This is a genomic window from Streptomyces sp. NPDC002676 (assembly GCF_053592455.1).
In genome coordinates, this window is sequence record NZ_JBSFVT010000005.1 from 364,580 (window position 1) to 383,653 (window position 19,074).

The following is a 19,074-nucleotide window of genomic DNA, read 5'->3' on the forward strand; positions in this document are numbered from 1 at the left end:
TGGTGCTTTCCCCCAGTGGGCTCCACCCTCGCACGCGGCACTGACAATCAGAGCACCGCGTTCCGCTTAATGGGTGGGACGGTTCAGGACACCGGGCGCGAATCCGCCCAAGCCAGCTCGAATTCCTCGCGGTATGTCGGGAAGAGCCCGGCTTCGCCCACGTCGTCCGACTTGACCAGTCGGCTGCCGTTGCGCAGCACCAGCACCGGCGACTCCATCCCGCGCGCCCCGCGCAGATAGGACTGCACCACCCCGACGCCGTCGGCACCGTCGCCGTCCACCAGATAGGCGGTGAAGCGGGGCGTCTCGTCGTAGACCTGGATCTCGAAGGCGCCCGGATCGCGCAGCCGGGACCGCACCCGGCGCATGTGCAGGATGTTCATCTCCACCGAGCGGCCCAGTTCGCCCCGTTTCATCCCGAGTTCGCGTTCGCGGCGCTTCACCGCACTGGAGGCGGGGTTCAGGAAGAGCAGCCGCACCCGGCAGCCGGCCTCGGCGAGGCGGACCAGGCGCCGGCCGGAGAAGTTCTGCACCAGCAGGTTGAGGCCGATGCCGATGGCGTCCAGACGGCGGGCGCCGCCGAAGATGTCCTCGGCCGGGAAGCGGCGCAGCAGCCGTACCCGGTCGGAGTGCACGGCGACGACATCGGCGTACCGGTCGCCGACGAGGTCCTCGACGGCGTCGACGGGCAGCCGCCGCGCGGAGGGGACGTCGCCGCCCGCGCCGAGCATCTCCAGCAGCCGGGCCGAGGCACGCTCGGCCTGGTTCAGGACGGCCTCGGACAGGGCCCGGTTGCGGGAGACGACGTTGCGGGTCACCTCCAGCTCGTCCAGGGCGAGTTCGAGGTCCCGGCGTTCGTCGAAGTACGGCTCGAAGCACGGCCAGTGCTGCACCACCAGCTCGCGCAGCTGGGGCAGGGTGAGGAAGCTGAGCACGTTGTCGTCGGCCGGGTCGAGCAAGTAGCCCTTGCGGCGGCTGACTTCGCGGACGGCGACCGCGCGCTGCACCCACTCCTGGCCGGCCGGGCCGGCCGCTGCGATCACCCACTCGTCCCCGTGGACGGGTTCGTAGACGGGGCGCAGCACAGCGGCCACGACCGCGCGCAGCCGCTGTTCGACGAGGTTCAGCCAGATGTAGGCCCGGCCCGCCCGCTGGGCGCGGGTGCGCACCTCGAGCCAGGCGTCGGCGCCCCAGTCCAGTTCCGGCCCGATGGATCCGGCGTCCATCGGCCGGGCCAGGGACACCGCGCCGGGCGGGACTTCTGTGGAGTTCCCCTCATGACCCTCGTCACCAGGGGGCAGCTCCAGCCCTCCCGAGCCCACCCGCGCACCGCCTTCCGCCCCCCTGGGCCTTCCCCGTCCCAACGATCAAGGAAGGGTACTCCGGGAGCGGTCGGCGATGCAGCCGGATGGGCAGGTCGGTTTCCCGGCCCGTTTTCTCAACTACGCGGCAGCCAGTGGCCGTTCTGCCACGCGAGCGCGTCCGGAGTGAGCGGATTCATAGCCGTGACGTCCCTCGGGACGATGGCGAAGCCCTGCCAGTGGACGGGCATGGGCTGCTGGTCCTCGTCCCGGGGGATGTGGTGGAAGCCCACGTTCATCCAGACCACCGGGTGTGTCAGGGTCTGGCCGTTGACCCACTTGTCGACGGTGAGCGGGTGACCCTGGGCGCAGTTCGGGTTGTTGCTGGCGAACTTCTCGCACTTGTCGTACTCGGTGAAGTACAGGTCGTGCCGGGTGAAGCCGCGGCCCGGGTACTTGGTGGTGGGGCCGGGGACGATCTCGTACGAACGGGCGTGGCCGTCCTTGTTCTTGCCGGTCGCGCTGACCACCCGCCACCAGCGGTAGGTCTTGTAGTCGCCCGCGAGTTCCTTGGTGACCCGGGTGTGGGTGGTCTTGGTGGACGGGGCCTGCTGACGTCCCGTCGGCGGGGTGACCGCGGAGTCGTACTGCTCGATCCCGTTCCTGGAGGAGCCGTCGAGGCCGAAGTCCAGCCGCCAGAAGACGTTGTGGCTGTGGGCGGTCGCGTAGGCGTGGGCGCCCTTGCCGATGGGCCAGCCGCGTCCGTCGCCCGCGTCGTAGTCGTACGGGGAGAGGCTGCCGGTGGCGCCGACGTTCATGTTGACGGCGCCGTCGTCCTGGAAGCGCCACTCGGTGATGTACTCGTACCAGCCGACCTTGTTGACCGTGTAGACGAGCAGGTCCTTGCCCTGTGCCTGGTAGACCTTGTTCGTGTCCTCGTCGAGCTTGCGGTAGGCGTGGCCGCGCGAACGCGTGGTCGTGCACAGGCCCTTGACGTTCGGCCCCTGTTGGCCATTGGGCACCCGGACGGTCTTGATGGTGCCGCCGGGGCATTCGGCCGGAAGGAGGTTCATCAGGCCGTCCGCGAAGCCCTGGCCGGTGAGGTCGTCGTACTCGACGCTGCCGTCGTCGTAGGGGACGTCGATCTGGGCGAGGCGGGCGCTGTTGAGGACCTTGATCGGCTTGGGCTCGCCCTTGGGCTGGTAGGAGAGGTTGTCCAGGACGAGGCCGGCCTTGCTGTCGTAGCGCCAGCACATCCGCCAGGTGGTGCCGGTGGAGAGCTTCTGCTCGATCCGGTAGGCGGCACTGCAGGCGGGTGCGGGCGCGGTGGTGGCGGCGGTGGCGGTCCTGGGCTGGGCGGTGGCCGGGCCCGCGCCGGTGGTGACCCCGGCGGCCAGAGCGGCCACGCCGAGGCCGACGGCCGCGCGGCTGCGGGCGCGGCTCAGTCTGGTTGCGCGCATGGCGAAGTGACTCCCTTACGGAGAAAGCAAGTTGGTAAGGTGCGGAAGGCTGCCGCTCAGGGCCGCTCGAGCTGCCCGACCTTGCGGGCGCTCAGGTCCACGACGAGCCAGCGGGTGTCGATCCACGGGCCGTTCTTGACCTTCACGAACAGCCGCGCGCAGCGGTGCTCGCCGCACTTGTCGAGCACGGCGGGCTGCCCGCCCGGTGTGGCCCGGTAGACCGCGCCGCCCAGCACCAGCTGGTTCGGGGAGGTCAGCTCGTGGCCGGTGGCGTCCTTGTAGTCAGCCTTGAGACCCGCGGCCAGCGGGTCGGCGATCAGCAGCCGGGCCGCCTCGGTGTTCTCGGCGGGGCTCAGCGGCGGCTGGACGCCATGGCTGACCTGGGTCGACTCGACCTTTCCGGAGTCCAGGTCGACCGTCTTGGTGACGAGCGAGTCGTCGCGGTAGTCGTAGAAGGTCACGTCCGCGCGGCGCGGCGCGTTCGGGTCGTCCAGTTCGTCGGCCTCGGGGTCGGCGAGGTCGGCGGTGAGCCGCTGCGGACCACGGCCCCCGGTGACGTTCTGGCCCGTGTGCGGCAGCTGCCCGCCCAGGGCGATCTTCTCGACCCGCTGCAACTCGTCGTCGGTCAGCGGGTCCAGGCCCTTGCCCTTCTTGCCCTCGGCGGGCGCCTGCTCCACGACGCCCGGCCGGACCGCGCCCGGCCCCTGGCCCGCCTGTCGCGCGGCCTGTGTGCCCTTCCCGCCCCCTCCTGTGTCGTCCGCTCCTGCCGTGCCCGGCAGGGTGATCGCGACCATGGCGGCGGTCCCCGCCACCGCCAGGGCCGTACCGGCCACCACTTTGCCCAGATGGCGGCGCACTATCTCGCGCACATCTTCCCCCTACTCCCCCAACATCCCCGGGAGTACGTGTTGCCCCACTGGTTCGGCACACGGCAGGTACGAAAGTCGTCCGTGTGCACTGGTCGGCCGCTAAGAGGGACGTAAGCCGCGGGAGGTTGCCTCGCTTTCGGGAAGATGCGGACCTTTCGGGGACACGCGGAACCTCCGGGGACGCGCAGAACTTTCGGGGAGACTCGGAGCCAACGCGGCCCCGGCGGGGCGGCACACCTGGAAGAGTCGTGTCCATGCAGGTCTGGCCTGGCGAGGCGTATCCGCTCGGCGCCACCTACGACGGCGCCGGAACCAACTTCGCGGCCTTCACGGAGGCCGCGGACCGAGTAGAGCTGTGTCTGCTGCACGACGACGGCTCCGAGACGGCGGTGGAGCTGCGCGAGAGCGACGCCTTCGTGCGGCACGCGTACCTGCCGGGCGTGATGCCCGGTCAGCGGTACGGATTCCGGGCGCACGGCCCGTACGACCCCGGACGCGGTCAGCGCTGCAACTCCGCGAAGCTGCTGCTCGACCCGTACGCGAAGGCGATCAGCGGCTCCGTGCGGTGGGGCGAGGAGGTGTACGGCTACCACTTCGACGCCCCGGAGCGGCGCAACGACCTCGACTCGGCGCCGCACACCATGACCTCGGTGGTGATCAACCCGTACTTCGACTGGGGTGACGACCGGCCGCCACGCACCGAGTACCACCACACGGTGATCTACGAAGCCCACGTCAAGGGCCTGACCATGCGTCACCCGGGGCTGCCGGAGGAGCTGCGCGGCACGTACGCGGCGCTCGCGCACCCGGCGATCATCGAACACCTGACCAAGCTGGGCGTGACCGCGCTGGAGCTGATGCCCGTCCACCAGTTCGTGAACGACCACCGGCTGGTCGACATGGGCCTGAACAACTACTGGGGCTACAACACCATCGGTTTCTTCGCCCCGCACAACGCGTACGCCTCCTGGGGCGACCGCGGCCAGCAGGTCCTGGAGTTCAAGTCGGCGGTCCGGGCGCTGCACGGGGCCGGCATCGAAGTCATCCTGGACGTCGTCTACAACCACACCGCCGAGGGCAACCATCTGGGCCCGACGCTGTCCTTCAAGGGCCTCGACAACCCGTGCTACTACCGGCTCGCGGGCGACCCCCGCTACTACATGGACACCACGGGCACCGGTAACTCGCTGCTCATGCGGTCCCCGCACGTCCTCCAGCTGATCATGGACTCGCTGCGGTACTGGGTGACCGAGATGCACGTCGACGGGTTCCGCTTCGACCTCGCTGCCACGCTGGCCCGGCAGTTCCACGAGGTGGACCGGCTGTCGTCGTTCTTCGACCTGGTGCAGCAGGACCCGGTGGTCTCCCAGGTGAAGCTGATCGCCGAGCCGTGGGACGTCGGCGAGGGCGGCTACCAGGTGGGCAACTTCCCGCCGCTGTGGACCGAGTGGAACGGCAAGTACCGCGACACGGTGCGGGACCTGTGGCGGGGCGAGCCGCGCACCCTCGCGGAGTTCGCGTCCCGCCTGACGGGCTCGTCCGACCTCTACCAGGACGACGGGCGCCGCCCGCTGGCCTCCATCAACTTCGTGACCTGCCACGACGGCTTCACGCTGCGCGACCTCGTGTCGTACAACGACAAGCACAACCGGGCCAACGGTGAGGACAACCGGGACGGCGAGAGCCACAACCGGTCCTGGAACTGCGGCGCGGAGGGCGAGACCGACGACCCGGAGGTGCTCGGGCTGCGCGCCCGGCAGATGCGGAACTTCGTCGCCACGCTGATGCTGTCGCAGGGCGTGCCGATGATCAGTCACGGCGACGAGTACGCGCGCACCCAGGGCGGCAACAACAACGCCTACTGCCAGGACAACGAGGTCTCGTGGCTGGACTGGCCCGAGGATCCCCGTGAACGGCCGGAGGAACCCGGCGAACTGCTGGAGTTCATGCGCGCGATGGTCTGGCTGCGCCGGGACCACCCGGTCTTCCGCCGGCGCCGCTTCTTCCACGGCCGGCCTGTGGAGGGCACCCACGACGAGCTGTCCGACATCGCCTGGTTCACGCCCGAGGGCGGCGAGATGACCCAGCGGGACTGGGACTCGGCGCGGGCGTCCGCGCTGACGGTGTTCCTGAACGGCAACGCGATCTCCGAACCGGGCCCGCGCGGGGAGCGCATCACCGACGACTCCTTCCTGCTGATGTTCAACGCCTCCCCGGGCCCGCTGGACTTCCTGGTGCCGGTCGACCACGGCCGCCAGTGGCAGGTGGTCGTCGACACGGCCCGCCCGGAGGGGGTACCGCCGGGCGCGGGAGCGAAGGTCGCGGCCGGTGACCGGATCACGCTGCCGGACCGCAGCCTGACGGTGTTGCAGCGGCCCACCTAGCGGGAGCCACCCGCGCCGGGGCGTGGGTCCGGGCAGGGAGCGATGACACGAAAGGGGGCGTACTGGGTACGAGGGGGCGTACTGGGTACGTAGGTCTGCATGACTTCTGCGCGACCCGGACCGGGGGTGCCCACGGCCACCTACCGGCTGCAGCTCCAGCCCGCGTTCCCGTTCGCCGCCGCGGCGGCGGCCGTACCGTATCTGGCGTCGCTCGGCGTCTCGCACCTGCACCTGTCCCCCGTGCTGGAGGCCGTCCCCGGCTCCGCCCACGGCTACGACGTCGTCGACCACGCGCGCGTGCGCGAGGAGCTGGGCGGCGAGGAGGGGCTGCGCGCGCTGGCGCGCACCGCGCGGGAGCACGGCCTGGGCCTGGTGGTGGACATCGTGCCGAACCACATGGCGATGGCCCCCCGGCACAACCACGCCCTGTGGGAGGTGCTGCGGGAGGGCCCCGGGTCGCCGTACGCGCGCTGGTTCGACATCGACTGGGAGGCGCAGGGCGGGCGGGTGCTGCTGCCCGTCCTCGGCGCTCCCCTCGGCTCGGAACTGGACCACCTCGTGGTCGACGGAGACGTCCTGCGCTACCACGACCACGCGTTTCCGCTCCGCGCGGGCACCGAGGGCCTGCCGCTGCCCCGGCTGCTGGACGCGCAGTGGTACCGCCCGGTGTGGTGGCGGCTGGCCCGGACCGAGCTGAACTACCGGCGTTTCTTCAGCATCTCGGAGCTGATCGGGGTGCGGGCCGAGGACCCGGAGGTGTTCACCGCCACCCACGCCAAGATCCTCCAGCTGCTGGCGGAGGGCGTGGTGGACGGGCTGCGCGTCGACCATCCCGACGGGCTCGCCGACCCCGACGGCTATCTGGCGCGGCTGCACGCGGCGACCGGCGGGCGCTGGACGGTCGTGGAGAAGATCCTCGCCGACGGCGAGCGCCTGCCGGCCTCCTGGCCCGTCGCGGGCACCACCGGCTACGACGCCCTGCGCCACGTCGACGGGCTGTTCACGGACCCGGACGGCGCCGGTGAACTCCTCGCCGAGTACCGGAGGTTCGCGGCCCCGCAGACGGACCGGGGCGGCGACTGGGAGGCCACGGTGCGGCGCGCGGCCTACAAGGTGCTCACGCACGAGCTGGCCGCCGAGACGGACCGGCTCACCCGGGTGGCGGCCCGGCTGTGCGCGGCCTCGCCGGACCTCGCGCTGCGCGACCGCGCGCCCTGGGCGCTGCGCACGGCGCTGGAAGAGCTGCTGGTGCGGCTGCGGGTGTACCGGCCGTACGCCTCCGGCGACGCCTCGGCCGTCGTCACCGAGGAGGCGGCCGAGGAGGCCCGGTTCGCCTTCGTGGTGCCCGAGGAGGGCGGGGCCGTGGACGTCGTACGCCGGCTGCTGACCGAGGCGCCCGGCGCGGGGCCGGACGAGGACCGGGCGGCCCGGGAGGAGTTCCGCGCGCGGTTCGCGCAGACGGCATCGGCGCTGCGCGCCAAGTCGGTGGAGGACACCGCGTTCTACCGCTATGTGCCGCTGCTGTCGGCGACCGAGGTGGGCGGCGATCCGGGCCGCCCGGGCGTGTCCCCGGAGGACTTCCACGCGTACTGCGCGCGCGTGCAGCGCGACTGGCCGCTGACCGGGACGGTCGTCTCCACGCACGACACCAAGCGCAGCGCCGACGTGCGGGCGGCGCTGGCCGTGCTCACCGAGTGCCCCGGCCGCTGGGCGGAGCTCCTCGCGGAGGTGACGCTGCCCGAGGAGGGCGTGCCGGACGGGCAGGTGGCGTGGGCGGCCTGGCAGACGGTGTTCGGGCTGGGCCCCGCGGCGGAGGAACGGGTGCGGGGGGCGCTGCTGAAGCATGTGCGCGAGGCGGGCCTGTACACGAGCTGGACGGAGCAGGAGCCGCCCTACGAGGAGGCGGTGGCGGCCTTCGTGGCGGCGGGACCGTGCGGGCCGCCCGGCGAGCGTGTGGCGGCCTTCCGGGAGGCGCTGGAGCCGCACATCCGGGCCAACGTGCTGGGCACCGCGCTGGTCCAGCTCACGATGCCGGGGGTGCCGGACCTGTACCAGGGCACCGAGGGCGAGTACCGGGCGCTGGTCGACCCGGACAACCGGCGGCCCGTGGCGTTCCCGCCCGCCGCGCCCGGCGAGAAGGACGCACTGACGGCCGCGGCGCTGCGACTGCGCGCCCGCCGGCCCGGCGCCTTCGGCGCTAAGGCGACGTACGCGCCGCTGCCCGCCGAAGGCCCGGCGGCACGGCACTGCACGGCCTTCGTGCGCTCCGGTGAGGCGGTCACGGCGGTGACCCGGCTGTCGCTGCGGCTCGCCGAGGCGGGCGGCTGGCGGGAGACCCGGCTGCCGCTGCCACCGGGGCGGTGGGCGGACACCCTGACCCCGGGACGGGAGTTCACGGGGCACGCGCGCGTGGCGGAGTTGTTCGAGCGGCTGCCGGTGGCGCTGCTGGAGCGGGTCGCGGATGCCTGAGGAGCGTGTGCCGGCACAGGTCGCCGCTGCCACCGACCGCTATCGGTCACGGTTCGAGCACAGCTCGACGTGCTTCCGTCTCGCATCCTGAGAGCGCATCAGCCCTGGCAGACGCGGCATCACGCGATGGCCCGCCTTGCACCGGTCAAGGACCTTACGGGTGAATCACCGGACCTTCAGGGACCGGAACTCATCGACGAAACAATGTCAGTTGAGTGCGTTCACCTGCATGTCGGGCATAGTTGATCTTCTGTTCGATTCTTCATCCTCAGGAGTACTTCCATGGCCCTCGCGCCACATCGGCGTCCCCGGGTTTCCGTCATCATCCCGGTGTACAACGCGGTTGACCACCTGGCCGAGTGCCTGGAGTCGATCACCGGGCAGAGCATCGGCCTGGACTCGGTCGAGGTGGTGGTGGTCGATGACGGCTCCACCGACGGAAGCGGAGCGCTCCTCGATGAGTGGGCGGCTCGCTACCCGCAGGCCATACGCGTCGTGCACCAGGAGAACTCCGGCGCCCCCGGAGGGCCTCGCAACCGCGCCATCGACCTGGCCGCCGGGGAGTTCCTGTTCTTCGCCGATCCCGACGATTACCTGGGCACCGAAGCCCTGGAGCGTATGGTCGCCGCCGCTGACCGCAACGACTCCGACGTCGTACTCGGCAGAATCGCAGGGGTGGGCCGCACAGCCCCCATCGTTGCGTTCAAGAAGAACATCGAGGGCGGCGACCTCTTCACCGCGAACGGTGTGTGGACCCTCACCGCCCACAAGTTGTTCCGCCGCTCTGTGGTCATGGAACATGATCTGCGCTTCGCCGAAGGCGTCCGCCTTGCCGAGGAGCAGATGTTCGTCATGGGCGCCTACTTCGCCGCCCGGTCCGTGTCTGTGGTCGCCGACTACGACTGCTACTACCTGGTCCGCCGGGACGACTTCCCGCACCTCGCCCAACAGCTCCCGGAACCGGCCTCGTTCTTCGGGAACGTCGGCAACGTGCTGGACCTGGTCGCGGCCCATGTTCCACCCGGCGAGAGCCGCAACCAGTTGCTGAAGCGCTGGCTCACCCTGGAGATTCTCGGACGCTTTGCGGGCCGTTTCGCCACACTGCCCGAGGACACCCGCGAGTTGTACGTGAAACTCGCCGGCGAGCTGATTCACAAGCACATGTCCGACGAGCTCATCGCCGCGCTGCCGCCGCTGTCGCGCCTGCGCTGCAGGCTGCTGGCCGCTCACGCCACCGACGAGCTCACGGCACTCACCACCTTGGTGCCGAAGCCGAAGCCCAAGACGCAGCCGAAACCCGAGCCGCAGCAGGGCCGGCCTGCAGAACCGGCCAAGGTGGCCACGCTGTCCAAGACACTCAGCCGATACACTCCCGGCCGCATAGCCCGGGGGATCAAAAAGCGTCTGACTCACTGAGAGGTCGGAGTGCACATGGCTCGCGACGGGCTGGGGGTTGGCAGCGCCGGGCGCTGCCCTGCTCGTCGGCGTTGGCACTCAGAACCGTCAGCTCAAGCGCTCACATGACGCGCCGAGGGACGGCCAGGTGACGCGCAGGAGGTCCACGAAGGCCTCGGCGGCTCCGGTGGGCGCCGCGCGCGCGTAGACGCTCAGGGGGCGCTTCCAGGGCGGGTCGGGGGTGAGCACCACGCAGTCCTCGCCGACCGCGCCGCGCACGATGTGGGCGGGCGCGGCGCACACCCCGACCCCGGCGGCTGCCATCCGCACGGCGGTGGAGGTGTGCTCGGTCCACACGGCCGTGCGCGGCCTGAACCCGGCCTCCCCGCAGGCCCAGTCGAGGAAGCGTTCACCGTGGACGACGGGTTCCATGGCGCAGCGGATCCAGGCGCGGTCGGCGAGTTCCGGGAGCGTCACGGTCGTACGGCCCGCGAGCCGGTCGTCGAACGGCACCACGAGGACGACCTCCTCCTCGCCGATCGGGACGACGGTGCCGGGCGGGTCGGCGGGCTCGGGTCCGACCGCGAGGTCGGCGGTGCCGCGCTCCACGGCGTCCTCCAGGGCCTCGGTGGTGGCGTACTCGTGCAGGCGCAGCAGGACCTGGGGGTGGGTCGCCTGCCACCGGGCGAAGACGTCGGGCATGGCGCCGACGGCGATGGAGTGCAGGGCCGCGACGTGCAGTTCGCCGCCCTCGGCGCCGGCGGAGGCGCGGGCCGCGCGGCGGGCCTGGGCGGCGCTGCGGACGGCGAGTTCGGCGTGCGGCAGGAAGGCACGGCCCATGGGAGTGAGGCGCACGCCGCGCGGGAGGCGCTCCAGCAGGGCGCCGCCGACCGACTTCTCCAGGGCCTTGATCTGGTGCGAGAGCGCGGGCTGTGTGACGTGCAGGGAGTCCGCCGCGCGCGTGAAGGACGCCTCGTGGACGACCGTCACGAAGTACTCCATCTGCCGCAGGCTCACTTCTCCGCCCTCCGCCGCCTCCCATAAAGATCCTGCATGGATTCCACAAGAACATTGCCTTGGACTCATGGCAAGGGGCGGGCGCAGGGTGGGGACATGACCATGAACACACCGGACGTCATCGTGATCGGCGGCGGCACGGGCGGGTACAGCACCGCCCTGCGCGCCGCGTCCCTCGGGCTCGCCGTCGTACTCGTGGAACGCGACAAGGTCGGCGGGACCTGTCTGCACCGGGGCTGCATCCCGAGCAAGGCGATGCTGCACGCCGCCGAACTGGTGGACGGCATCGTGGAGGCGCGCGAGCGCTGGGGCGTGAAGGCCACGGTGGACTCGGTCGACTGGACGGCCCTGGTGGCCACCCGGGACCACATCGTGGGGCGCAACCACAAGGGGGTGGAGGCGCATCTCGCGCATGCGGGCGTGCGGGTGCTGCGGGGCAGCGCACGGCTGACGGGGCCGCGCACGGTGCGGGTGGAGGGCGTGGGCCCCGACCACCCCACCCCGGGCGCCCGCGGCGGGTCCGCGCCCGGCGTGCACGACCTCGCCGCGCGCCGTGGCATCGTCCTCGCGACCGGCTCGCGCCCGCGCACGCTCCCGGGGCTCGCGTCGGACGGGCGTCGCGTGGTGACCAGCGACGACGCGCTGTTCGCGCCCGGGCTCCCCGCGTCCGTGCTGGTGCTCGGCGGGGGCGCGATCGGCGTCGAGTATGCCTCCTTCCACCGCTCCATGGGCGCCGAGGTCACCCTGGTGGAGGCCGCCGACCGGATCGTGCCGCTGGAGGACGCCGATGTGAGCCGGCACCTGACGCGCGGCCTGAAGAAGCGCGGGGTCGACGTGCAGGCGGGCGCGCGGCTGCTGGACACGGAGGTGCTGGAGAACGGCGTACGCGCGCGCGTGCGCACCGCGCGGGGCGAGACCCGGACGGTGGAGGCGGAGCGGCTGCTGGTGGCTGTCGGCCGCGCGCCGGTGACCGAGGGCCTGGACCTGACCGCGGCCGACCTGACGACGGACGAGCGGGGCTTCGTCGCACCGGCGGACTGGAACCGGCTGGAGACGGCCGTGCCCGGCATCCATGTCGTCGGCGATCTGCTGCCGCCGCCGTCCCTGGGCCTCGCCCACGCCTCGTTCGCCGAGGGCCTGCTGGTGGCGGAGACGCTCGCCGGGGTGACCTCGGCGCCGGTCGACTACGCGGCCGTGCCCCGGGTGACGTACTCCTCGCCGCAGACCGCGGCGGTGGGTCTGAGCGAGACGGAGGCACGCGCGCGGGGGCACGAGGTCGACGTCAACACGATGCCGCTGACCGCCGTCGCCAAGGGGATGGTGCACGGGCAGGGCGGCATGGTGAAGGTCGTCACCGAGGCCGGCGGCGGGCAGGTGCTCGGCGTGCACCTGGTCGGCCCGAACGTGTCGGAGATGATCGCGGAGAGCCAGCTGATCGTCGGCTGGGACGCCCAGCCGTCCGACGTGGCCCGGCATGTACACGCGCACCCGACGCTGTCGGAGGCGGTGGGCGAGGTGTTCCTGACGCTCGCGGGACGCGGGCTGCACCAGCAGTGAACGCCTGGCACGTACCGGGGCGCCCGGCCGCCCTGTCATGACGCCCGGGCGCCCCTCGGAGCCTCCCCCGCAGCGTGCTTGACAGTTCTCCCAGGCCGTGCGGCACTTGGAGGGCGAAGCCGGGCGGACTAGTCGGGGGTGAGTCTCCTGCCGGAGCTGCGCTACCCCAGCGTTCCCGAACTGGTCGCCTCCGCACGGGCGTTGGCTGCTCAGGAGCCCGCGCTGTGCGCGCTCAGACAGGTGGGCGCCTCCCGGGCCGGCCGCCCCCTGCACCTGCTGTCCGTGGGGCACGCGAGGCGGGCCGTGCTGGTGGTGGCGGGCGCCCACGCCAATGAGCCGGCCGGCGGCTCCACACTCCGGGCACTGGCCGAACGGGTGCTGGCCGAACGGGAGTTGCGGGCGGACACCTCCTGGCACTTCCTGCTCTGCGCCGACCCGGACGGCGCGAGCCTGCATGTGACCCCGGCGCCCCGCAGCCTGCTCGACTACCACCTCGGCTTCTACCGGCCGACGGGCGCGGAGCAGCCGGAGTGGTCGCCCTCGGTCCTGCCGCCGGACCGGCTGCCGCCCGAGACACGGGCACTGACGGGGGTCATCGACGAACTGCGCCCGTACCTCCAGGTGACCCTGCACGGCACCGATCTCGGCGGCAGCTGGGTGCAGTTGACGAGGGACGTGCCCGGCCTCGCCGAGCCGTTCGCCAAGTCCGCGGCGGAGCTGCACATTCCGGTGGAGACGGGCGCGTCGGACGCCGCGGGCTGGCCCGCCTCCGGCCCCGGGGTGCATGTGATGCCCGGCCCCGAGTCGGGCGTCGCCTACCCGAGCATGCCGGACGACGCCCGGCACAGCACCTGGTACCACGCGCACCGGTACGGCGGTCTGACGGCCGTCGTGGAAGTGCCGATGTGGGCCAGCGACCTGGTGGACGACCCGGCGCCGCATCCGGCCCCGGCGGCGGCGATACGGCGCCTGGCGCAGCGCCTGCTGCGGGACTCGCTGGAGGTGGAGCGGGTGCTCGCCGAGGCGCTGCCCCGGCTGGACGGCGCGGACGGGCCGCTGCTGCGGGCCACGCGGTGGGCCCTGGACCTGATCCCGGGCCTGGCGCAGGACTGGATCCAGACGCCGCCGGCCGGCACGACGATGGCCTACGTCGGCAGCGTGGACGCGTTCGGACGGCGGTTGCCGCTGCGCGCGGCGGCGATGCTGCTGCGGGTGCTGCGGGCGGCGGACGACCGTGCGGCGCCCGGGCTCGAACAGCTCGTCGCCACCTGGTGCGATGCCTTCGCGGGGCGCTTCCGGGCCCGCTGGGTGCCCTTGCAGCACCAGGTGGAGCACCAGTCACGGACGGCCCTGGTCGCGGCGCAGCACGCGCGGGACCGGGCGGCGTGAGCCACCCGGGCCCACACGCGCCCGGCCGCCAGTGGTCCGGGTCAGTCGTCCAGGGCGAAGACCGATCCCGTCCGCGCGTTCATGACGCACCTGCTGGAGAACGTCTCCCGGTAGGCGACCCGCCGTCCGTTCCACTGCCCGCGCGCCTCGGCGGTCACAGGGGCGTAGATCATCGGGCAGAAGACGCCCTTGGCGGGGATGCGGGCGATGTCGCCGCCCGCCGCCGCGAGTGCGGCGCAGGCCTTGGCCGCCTGCACGTGACGACCCTGCGGCGGGTCGCACAGCAGCAGGACGCCGCGCGTGTCACCGGACTGTGCGTCGCCGCGGGTGACGGTGAAGTAGAGCCAGTTGCCGGGGACGTGGTCGCGGGCCGCCGCCCGGGCCGGTCCCGCGGCGAGGAAAGAGGCGGCGGCCAGCAGGGCGCCGGCCGCCGCTGTCGCTCGGGTGATGTACGTCATGCCCGTTGCATCGGCACGGCGGCACGCGTTCCCCAGTCCGGCTCACCCGAACGGGACCCGCCCCGCGGGCCGGCTCAGCTCGCCGAGAGCCGGAACGCCATCCGTCCGAAGCCCACCTGGTCGCCCTCGCGGACGACGACGGCGCCGATCACCCGGCGGCCGTTGACGGTGGTGCCGTTGGTCGAGCCGAGGTCCCTGAGCACCCAGACGCCGCCCTGGAGGCTGAGTTCGGCGTGCACGCGGGAGACCGTCTCGTGGTTCAGACGCAGCCCGTTCGCCGGGTCGCGGCCTATGCGCAGCCGCTGGGCGCCCGCCGGGTGGGGCAGCAGCAGCTTGGGCAGCCGTTCGGCCTGCCAGGCCCGGCGCAGCCGCACGGTGAAGCCGGAGACGGCCTCGACGGTGCCGAAGACGGCGCGCGAGAGACGGTTCTTCTCGGGGGGCAGGTCGGAGATGAGGGCGGCGAGTTCGTCCGCGCGGCGGGCGGCGAGCGCCAGCTCCATGCGGCGTACGAACGTGTCGTGCGACAGCCGGCCCATGGCGACGCCGTCACGCAGCACCTGCAGCGCCTTGTCGCGCTCCGCGTCGGACAGCCTCGCGGGGTACGTGGAGAACTCGAAAGACGACGTCACGCAGGTGATTGTCGGTCAGTGAACCCCGGGTGTCCAGAAAGCGGAAAAGTGCGCCCACGCGCGCGTACGTCCACGACACCTGCCGGGAAAGGGCGGAATTCCGAAGCGCGCCGACCGTGTTCGCGGCACGATGGACGGGCTTGACATCACGTGTGGGCAGACGAAGGGGAACCGTCCGTGCAGTTCGAGGTGTGGGCACCGAAGGCAGACCGAGTGACGCTCCAGTGCGACGGCGCCACGCGCGCGTTGGAGCGCGATCCGGAGCGCAGTGGCTGGTGGACGGGGGAGGCGGAGGCGCGGGACGGCGCCCGGTACGGGTTTGCGCTGGACGACGGCCCGGTGCTGCCCGACCCGCGCTCGCGCCGCCAGCCGGACGGCCCCGACGGCCTGAGCGCCGTGGTGGACCACGGCCGCTACACGTGGCGTACGGCGTGGCCGGGGAGCGCGCTGCCGGGCGCGGTGCTCTACGAGCTGCACGTGGGCACGTACACCCGCGAGGGCACCCTGGACGCGGCTGCCGCCCGCCTCGAACACCTCGCGGAACTGGGCGTCACACACGTGGAGTTGATGCCTCTGAGCCCGTTCCCGGGACGGTACGGCTGGGGGTACGACGGGGTGTCGCCGTGGGCGGTGCACGAGCCGTACGGCGGCCCCGAGGCACTGAAGCGGTTCGTCGACCGGGCCCATGAACTCGGCCTGGGCGTCGTCCTGGACGTCGTGCACAACCATCTGGGCCCGTCGGGCAACCATCTGCCCGCGTTCGGGCCGTACTTCACGGACACGCACCACACACCCTGGGGCGCGGCGGTGAACCTGGACGCGCCCGGCTCGGACGAGGTGCGCGCGTACTACGTGGGCAGCGCGCTGGCGTGGCTGCGGGACTACCGGCTGGACGGGCTGCGGCTGGACGCGGTGCACGCGCTGCACGACACGCGCGCGTGCCACTTCCTGGAGGAGCTGTCGGCGGCCGTGGACGGCCTCGCCGGGGAGCTGGGACGGCCGCTGTTCCTGATCGCCGAGTCCGATCTGAACGACCCGCGGTACATCACCCCGCGCGCGGAGCACGGGCTCGGCGTGCACGCACAGTGGAACGACGACTTCCACCACTCCCTGCACACCGCGCTCACCGGCGAGTCCCAGGGCTACTACGCCGACTTCGCGCGCGCCCCGCTCGCCGCGCTCGCCAAGACCCTCACCGGCGGCTACTTCCACGACGGGACGTACTCCAGCTTCCGGGGCCGCCGCCACGGCCGCCCGCTGGACCGCGCGCGGGTCTCCGCGCACCGGCTGCTCGGCTACGCGCAGACCCACGACCAGGTCGGCAACCGGGCCCAGGGAGACCGGCTTTCGGCGCTCCTCTCCCCCGGTCTGCTGGCCTGCGCGGCCACGCTCACGCTGACCGCGCCGTTCACGCCGATGCTGTTCATGGGCGAGGAGTGGGCGGCGGGCACGCCGTGGCAGTACTTCACCGACCACACGGACCCACAGCTGGCCGACGCCGTACGGCGGGGCAGGCGGCGGGAGTTCGCGGCACACGGCTGGGCCGAGGAGGACGTACCCGACCCGCAGGACCCGGCGACCCGGGACCGCTCCTGCCTGGACTGGTCGGAACCGGAGACCGAACCCCACGCGCGCGTGCTGGCCTGGTACCGGCAACTGCTCGCGCTGCGCCGGACGCAGCCGGACCTCACCGATCCCGACCTGGCCGACACGAAGGTGGCGTACGACGAGGAGGGGCGCTGGCTGGCCCTGCGGCGCGGGGACGTCCGGGTGGCGGTGAACCTGGGCAAGGAGCCCGCGGCGATCCCGCTGGGCACCGACCGGGTGGAGGTGCTCGCCGCCTGGGACCCGGTGGCGGCGCCGGGCCCGGACGGGCTGCTCCAGGTGCCCGGGGAGTCGTGCGTGGTGCTGGTCCAGCCGTAAGGCCCTCAAGGCCCTGAGCCGGCCCTGCGGTGCCTGCTCGGCGTCCTAGAACTCGGTCACCCGCTCCAGCAGGATCGGCTCCCAGGCCCGCCGCAGCTGGGTCCGCAGCAGCGCCAGGGAGCCGCCCGCGCGGCCGTCGAGGTGGTCGGTGAGGCGGATGACGGTGTCGCAGCGGGCGAGCCACAGGCCGCGCAGACAGGGGCGGGCTCCGTAGCCGGCCAGGGTGGCGGCGCGGACGGCCGCCGGGGAGCCCACGGCGACGGCGAGCCCGGCGATGTCCTCGGCGGGGTCGCCGAGGACCGCCGCGGTCCAGTCCAGGACGCCGCGCACCCGCCCGTCGGCGCTGACCACCACGTGCTCGCCGGTCAGGCCGTGGTGGGTGAGGACGGCGGTGCCGGGCTGGGCGGCCAGCTGGGCCGCGCCGGGCGGGGTGAGCTGGTGCAGCCGGGCCGCGTCGAACTCGTCGCCGGCATCGAGCCGTTCGGCGGCGTGCACGGCCATCCTGCGCAGCGCCTCCAGGGAGCGCGGGGCCGTGCGCGGCACGCCGAGCGTCTCGGCCTGACGTACGGGCACCGCGCGCAAGCCTGTGAGCAGGCCTGCGAGGTCGGCCTCGCCGACGGCGGAGACGTCGTGCTCGTCGGCCGTGCCGCCGGGCACCAGGGTGTCGAGGGTGTAGGCGAGCCCGGGTGCCCAGTCGCCGTGCGCGACGCTGGTCGGGACGGCGACGGGCACGTGCGGGCGCACCAGGTCGCGCAGGCGCAGTTCGCGGCGGCGCAGCGCGGCGGCCTCGCGGTCGGGGGCGAGGCGCAGCACATGGCGGGAGCCGACCCACCAGGTGTGCTCACGGCCCGCCGTGACGGGCCGCACGTCTGGCTCCTGTGTGCCGCTCTCCTTGAGCAGCGGGCGAACCAGTCTGCGGACGGTGTCCGCGGTGGGAGTCGGTGCCTGGGTCATGGGTCGCGCGTTCGCCGTTCCGGAATGTCGTCGAGGTGGTTCTTGAGCCTTTGCGGGCCCTCCGGCCTCTTTGTGGCTTCTCAGTCCACTATGACCATCTCACGGGTGGTGTTGTTGAACCGGCGTCCGCCGTCCTCGGTCACGGTGACGATGTCCTCGATGCGCACCCCGAAGCGGCCGGGCAGATAGATGCCGGGCTCCACGGAGAAGCACATGCCGGGCACGAGGGGCTGCTCCTCGCCCTCGATCATGTACGGCGGCTCGTGCGTGGTGACGCCGATGCCGTGCCCGGTGCGGTGGATGAAGTACTCGCCGTACCCGGCGTCGGTGATCACCGCGCGGGCGGCGCGGTCGACCTCCTGGCAGGCGACGCCCGGCCGTACGGCGTTGAAGCCCGCCTCCTGGGCGGCGCGCACGATGTCGTGGACGGTGCGCTCCTCCTCGGCCGGCTCGCCGACGTGCACCGTGCGGGTGGTGTCGGAGCCGTAGCCGTCCTTGAGGCCGCCGAAGTCGAGGACGACCATGTCGCCGTGCTGGATGACGCGGTCGCCGACCTCGTGGTGCGGGTTGGCGCCGTTGGGGCCCGAGCCGACGATGGTGAAGTCGACCTGGGAGTGCCCGAAGCGGCGCAGCAGGTCCGCGAGGTCGTGGCCGATGTCGGACTCGCGGCGTCCGGCGAAGGGGACTTTCCGGATCTCCTCGAACGCCTGGTCGGCAGCGGCTCCGGCGGCTGCCAGGAGTTCCAGTTCGGCGGCGTCCTTGACGGCGCGCAGCATGGGCAGGGCGTCGGTGAGGGCGGCATAGGAGGTGCCGGGCAGGGCCCGCTGGAGGCCGAGCAGGTGCATGGCCCAGGTGTTGTCGCTGATGCCGAACCGGCCGTCGCGGTCGAGGAGGGCGGCGGTGACGGCGTAGGGGTCCTTGCCGTCGGTCCAGTCGCGCAGGGTGAGCGCGGAGGCGCCGGCCGCGTGCCCGGCGTCCGGGGCCTCCAGGGTGGGCACGACGAGGACGGGGTCGTGCCCGGGGGTGAGGACCAGCACGGTGAGCCGTTCGGTGACCGCGGTGGGCGTGTATCCGGTCAGCCACACCATGTCCGGTCCCGGCGCCACGAGCAGGCCCGCGAGGCCCGCGTCGGCAGCGGAGCGCGCGGCACGCTCCATGCGGGCGCGGTAGTCGTCGGCGGTGAAGGGCGCGTGACCGGTCATCCGGGCCTCCGAGCGCGGGTCGGGAACGACATGGGGCCATCATGGCGCGTGCGGCGGAGGGTGACCA

Annotated in this window: 14 protein-coding genes; 6 read left to right on the forward strand and 8 right to left on the reverse strand. The window is 72.6% G+C overall.

Annotated features, from left to right (window positions below; translation table 11 throughout):
- Positions 1–83 precede the first annotated feature (83 nt).
- The 3 genes from ACWD3E_RS17645 to ACWD3E_RS17655 form a co-directional block, all read right to left on the reverse strand.
- Positions 84–1,322 (reverse strand): SAV2148 family HEPN domain-containing protein, encoded by a 1,239-nt coding sequence (locus ACWD3E_RS17645; RefSeq protein ID WP_451388441.1) that lies wholly within the window; start codon positions 1,320–1,322, stop codon positions 84–86.
- Between the two features lie 116 nt (positions 1,323–1,438).
- Positions 1,439–2,761, reverse strand: a complete 1,323-nt coding sequence (locus tag ACWD3E_RS17650; RefSeq protein WP_451388442.1) for a copper amine oxidase — start codon at positions 2,759–2,761, stop codon at positions 1,439–1,441.
- Between the two features lie 56 nt (positions 2,762–2,817).
- Positions 2,818–3,630 carry a Tat pathway signal sequence domain protein gene (locus ACWD3E_RS17655; RefSeq protein WP_451388443.1) on the reverse strand — a complete coding sequence of 271 codons (813 nt, stop codon included), beginning with the start codon at positions 3,628–3,630 and terminating at the stop codon, positions 2,818–2,820.
- A gap of 254 nt (positions 3,631–3,884) precedes the next feature.
- On the opposite strand from ACWD3E_RS17655, the gene glgX reads away from it, so the two are divergent.
- The 3 genes from glgX (at position 3,885) to ACWD3E_RS17670 (ending at position 9,899) form a co-directional block, all read left to right on the forward strand.
- Positions 3,885–6,014, forward strand: a complete 2,130-nt coding sequence (gene glgX, locus ACWD3E_RS17660) for a glycogen debranching protein GlgX (protein WP_451388444.1) — start codon at positions 3,885–3,887, stop codon at positions 6,012–6,014.
- Positions 6,015–6,113: 99 nt separating this feature from the next.
- A complete protein-coding gene (gene treY / locus ACWD3E_RS17665) occupies positions 6,114–8,483 on the forward strand; it encodes a malto-oligosyltrehalose synthase (RefSeq protein WP_451388445.1) in 2,370 nt (789 codons plus the stop codon).
- 282 nt (positions 8,484–8,765) lie between these two features.
- Positions 8,766–9,899 carry a glycosyltransferase family 2 protein gene (locus tag ACWD3E_RS17670; RefSeq protein WP_451388446.1) on the forward strand — a complete coding sequence of 378 codons (1,134 nt, stop codon included), beginning with the start codon at positions 8,766–8,768 and terminating at the stop codon, positions 9,897–9,899.
- Positions 9,900–9,986: 87 nt separating this feature from the next.
- Here the strand turns inward: ACWD3E_RS17670 and ACWD3E_RS17675 are convergent, their stop codons facing one another.
- Entirely contained in the window at positions 9,987–10,895 is a 909-nt protein-coding gene (locus ACWD3E_RS17675; protein ID WP_451388447.1) for a LysR family transcriptional regulator, read from the reverse strand.
- A 102-nt stretch (positions 10,896–10,997) separates the two neighbouring features.
- Between ACWD3E_RS17675 and lpdA the strand changes: the two genes are divergently transcribed.
- Both lpdA and ACWD3E_RS17685 read left to right on the forward strand, forming a co-directional pair.
- Complete coding sequence (lpdA, locus tag ACWD3E_RS17680; RefSeq protein WP_451388591.1) at positions 10,998–12,452, forward strand: dihydrolipoyl dehydrogenase; 1,455 nt, start codon at positions 10,998–11,000, stop codon at positions 12,450–12,452.
- Positions 12,453–12,590: 138 nt separating this feature from the next.
- Positions 12,591–13,841 carry a M14 family zinc carboxypeptidase gene (locus tag ACWD3E_RS17685; protein WP_451388448.1) on the forward strand — a complete coding sequence of 417 codons (1,251 nt, stop codon included), beginning with the start codon at positions 12,591–12,593 and terminating at the stop codon, positions 13,839–13,841.
- A 41-nt stretch (positions 13,842–13,882) separates the two neighbouring features.
- On the opposite strand, the gene ACWD3E_RS17690 is transcribed toward ACWD3E_RS17685, so the two are convergent.
- Together ACWD3E_RS17690 and ACWD3E_RS17695 are read right to left on the reverse strand one after the other, a co-directional pair.
- On the reverse strand, positions 13,883–14,299 hold the full coding sequence (locus ACWD3E_RS17690) for an SSI family serine proteinase inhibitor (protein ID WP_451388449.1): 417 nt from the start codon (positions 14,297–14,299) through the stop codon (positions 13,883–13,885).
- 74 nt (positions 14,300–14,373) lie between these two features.
- Complete coding sequence (locus ACWD3E_RS17695) at positions 14,374–14,928, reverse strand: FHA domain-containing protein (protein WP_451388450.1); 555 nt, start codon at positions 14,926–14,928, stop codon at positions 14,374–14,376.
- A 177-nt stretch (positions 14,929–15,105) separates the two neighbouring features.
- Between ACWD3E_RS17695 and treZ the strand changes: the two genes are divergently transcribed.
- Positions 15,106–16,851, forward strand: coding sequence for a malto-oligosyltrehalose trehalohydrolase (gene treZ / locus ACWD3E_RS17700; protein ID WP_451388451.1), 1,746 nt, complete (start codon positions 15,106–15,108; stop codon positions 16,849–16,851).
- A gap of 45 nt (positions 16,852–16,896) precedes the next feature.
- Here treZ and ACWD3E_RS17705 read toward each other — a convergent pair whose 3' ends face one another.
- Both ACWD3E_RS17705 and ACWD3E_RS17710 read right to left on the reverse strand, forming a co-directional pair.
- A complete protein-coding gene (locus ACWD3E_RS17705) occupies positions 16,897–17,805 on the reverse strand; it encodes a phosphotransferase family protein (protein WP_451388452.1) in 909 nt (302 codons plus the stop codon).
- Positions 17,806–17,885: 80 nt separating this feature from the next.
- Complete coding sequence (locus tag ACWD3E_RS17710) at positions 17,886–19,007, reverse strand: aminopeptidase P family protein (RefSeq protein ID WP_451388453.1); 1,122 nt, start codon at positions 19,005–19,007, stop codon at positions 17,886–17,888.
- Between the last annotated feature and the right edge of the window lie 67 nt (positions 19,008–19,074).

Bases quoted from the DNA above. Each gene is read 5' to 3' on its own strand.
- ACWD3E_RS17650 (WP_451388442.1), bottom strand. From the start codon at position 2,761: ATGCGCGCAACCAGACTGAGCCGCGCCCGCAGCCGCGCGGCCGTCGGC.
- glgX (WP_451388444.1), top strand. From the start codon at position 3,885: ATGCAGGTCTGGCCTGGCGAGGCGTATCCGCTCGGCGCCACCTACGAC.
- treY (WP_451388445.1), top strand. From the start codon at position 6,114: ATGACTTCTGCGCGACCCGGACCGGGGGTGCCCACGGCCACCTACCGG.
- ACWD3E_RS17670 (WP_451388446.1), top strand. From the start codon at position 8,766: ATGGCCCTCGCGCCACATCGGCGTCCCCGGGTTTCCGTCATCATCCCG.
- lpdA (WP_451388591.1), top strand. From the start codon at position 10,998: ATGAACACACCGGACGTCATCGTGATCGGCGGCGGCACGGGCGGGTAC.
- ACWD3E_RS17690 (WP_451388449.1), bottom strand. From the start codon at position 14,299: ATGACGTACATCACCCGAGCGACAGCGGCGGCCGGCGCCCTGCTGGCC.
- ACWD3E_RS17705 (WP_451388452.1), bottom strand. From the start codon at position 17,805: ATGACCCAGGCACCGACTCCCACCGCGGACACCGTCCGCAGACTGGTT.
- ACWD3E_RS17710 (WP_451388453.1), bottom strand. From the start codon at position 19,007: ATGACCGGTCACGCGCCCTTCACCGCCGACGACTACCGCGCCCGCATG.